Source organism: Streptomyces sp. B1866, assembly GCF_031932565.1.
Taxonomy (GTDB): Bacteria; Actinomycetota; Actinomycetes; order Streptomycetales; family Streptomycetaceae; genus Streptomyces.
In genome coordinates this window covers 1-2,112 of the sequence record NZ_JAVSCF010000473.1, presented here as the reverse complement: position 1 = coordinate 2,112, position 2,112 = coordinate 1, and the positions used below count along the sequence as shown (strand labels likewise).

At 76.2% G+C, this 2,112-nt stretch carries 3 protein-coding genes; 2 read left to right on the top strand and 1 reads right to left on the bottom strand.

Annotated elements, in window-relative coordinates; genetic code table 11:
* Nucleotides 1-165: 165 nt before the first annotated feature.
* Together RKE29_RS29560 and RKE29_RS29555 are read left to right on the top strand one after the other, a co-directional pair.
* Nucleotides 166-1,362, top strand: a complete 1,197-nt coding sequence (locus RKE29_RS29560) for a PQQ-dependent sugar dehydrogenase (protein WP_312008786.1) — start codon at nt 166-168, stop codon at nt 1,360-1,362.
* 235 nt (nt 1,363-1,597) lie between these two features.
* Nucleotides 1,598-1,762: a DUF6191 domain-containing protein gene (locus RKE29_RS29555; protein WP_312008788.1), complete on the top strand. Its 165-nt coding sequence runs from the start codon at nt 1,598-1,600 to the stop codon at nt 1,760-1,762.
* Between the two features lie 52 nt (nt 1,763-1,814).
* Here the strand turns inward: RKE29_RS29555 and RKE29_RS29550 are convergent.
* Nucleotides 1,815-2,112: response regulator transcription factor (locus RKE29_RS29550; protein WP_312008784.1), on the bottom strand; the 298-nt coding region annotated here is incomplete at its 5' end.

The following is a 2,112-nucleotide window of genomic DNA, read 5'->3' as shown; positions in this document are numbered from 1 at the left end:
GGGCGGCCCGGGGCGGGGGCGCGGGCCGGGCGGCGGCGGCCGGGCGGCGGGGCGGCTCGCCGGGAACCGCGCGGCGGGCTGCGGTGTATAAGAGTCAGGTGCGGCGGGCGGGAAGCCCGTTGCTCCCGCTTTCGGGCGCCCGTCCTGCGAGGAGAGGAACCGACCGTGCGACGTCCAGGTGTGACCGCCGCGCTCGCCGCCGCCGCGCTGCTGCTGGCGGCGGGCTGCTCGTCGGACGGCGACGGTCCCCGCTTCGGGCAGCGCACCACCGGCCCCTCGCGCTCCGCGTCCGGCGAGCGCTCCAGCGCGCCGGGCTCCGCCTCGCCCAGTTCCACGGCGCCGCCCGCCAAGGGATCGGCGAAGGTGGTCCGTACGGTCGCGACGGGGCTCGACTCGCCCTGGGGTCTGGCCGCGCTGCCCGGCGGCGACGTGCTGGTGTCCTCCCGGGACACCGGGAAGATCGTCAGGATCGCGGCGGACAGCGGCCGCAAGACGGAACTGGGCTCGGTGCCGGGCGTGTCCCCCGGCGGCGAGGGCGGACTGCTCGGGATCGCCGTGTCGCCGGACTTCGGCGCCGACCACCTGGTGTACGCGTACTTCACCACCGACTCCGACAACCGCGTCGCCCGCATGCTGTACGACGAGCAGCGCGCGCCGGGCGACCAGCTGGGCGCGCCCGACACGGTCTTCAAGGGCATCCCCAAGGGCACCCTGCACAACGGCGGGCGGATCGCCTTCGGCCCGGACCGGATGCTGTACGCGGGCACCGGCGAGACGGGCGACCGCGCGCTCGCCCAGGACCAGGAGTCGCTGGGCGGCAAGATCCTGCGCATGACCCCCGACGGCGAGCCGGGGGTCGGCAACCCGTCCCCGGACTCCGTGGTCTACACCGTCGGCCACCGCAACGTGCAGGGCCTGGCCTGGGACGACGACAAGCGGCTGTGGGCGAGCGAGTTCGGCCAGGACACCTGGGACGAGCTGAACCTCATCCAGCCCGGCCGGAACTACGGCTGGCCCGACGCCGAGGGCAAGGCGGGCGAGGACGGCATGGTGGACCCGGTCGAGCAGTGGAAGCCCGCCGACGCCTCGCCGAGCGGTATCGCCTACGCCGAGGGTTCGATCTGGCTGGCGGGCCTGCGCGGCGAGCGGCTGTGGCGCGTGCCGCTGGACGGCACACGGCCGGTGGCGAAGCCGCAGTCCTTCTTCGGCGGGAAGGACGGGGAATCGGCCGGGGAGTACGGGCGGCTGCGGTCGGTGGTGGCCACGGACGACGGCGGGCTGTGGCTGACCACCAGCAACACCGACGGGCGCGGCAAGCCGAGCCGCCGGGACGACCTCCTGCTGCGCGTGGAGATCTCCTGAGCCGACAGCCGTCCGCCGGGTCCTGAGCCCCGGCGCGGGTGCGCGGACGGGGACTGTGGCGACCGCGCGGGGTGCGCGGACGGGGCGAGGCGGGCGTCCAGAGGCCTTCCCGGCCCGCTGCCGAGGCGCCCCTTTCGCGCCGCGGCCGGGCCGGTCTTCACGTCCCGTACGACCGGGGCTCCCGCACGGGGGCCCGGCTTACACTGGCGGCAGCCGCACGCCCATGGGGGTCGCCGTGTTCAACATCCTTGAGGAGCTGTTCGCTCCGGGACGCAAACACACCGAGGAAGAGCGCAACCGGCTGGAACTGACCGTGGACGACGTGGGCGACGGCGACCCGGGCCGCGGGCCCGTGGACCTCGACTCCGGCCACGTCGTCATACGTCCCCGCCGGGGCTGAGCAGGCCCCGCGAGGGCCGAGCCGCCAGCCGGGGGCGGGTGCGGCCGGGTGGTCAGCCCAGGGCGGGCTCCCCGGTCAGGTCGTCCACCAGGCGGAGCCGGTGGGCCAGGGCCGCCGCCTCGCCGCGGCCCGACACCTCCAGCTTGGCCAGGATGTTGGAGACGTGCACGCTCGCCGTCTTCGGCGAGATGAACAGCTCCCCGGCTATCTGCCGGTTGCTGAGCCCCGCGGCCACCAGGCGCAGCACGTCGCGCTCCCGGGGCGTGAGCCCCAGCGCGGCCGCCGGGTCCTCGGCCGTCGCGGCCGGGCCCCGCGCGGCGGGCGCGGTCACGCGGCCCGGCTCGGACGGC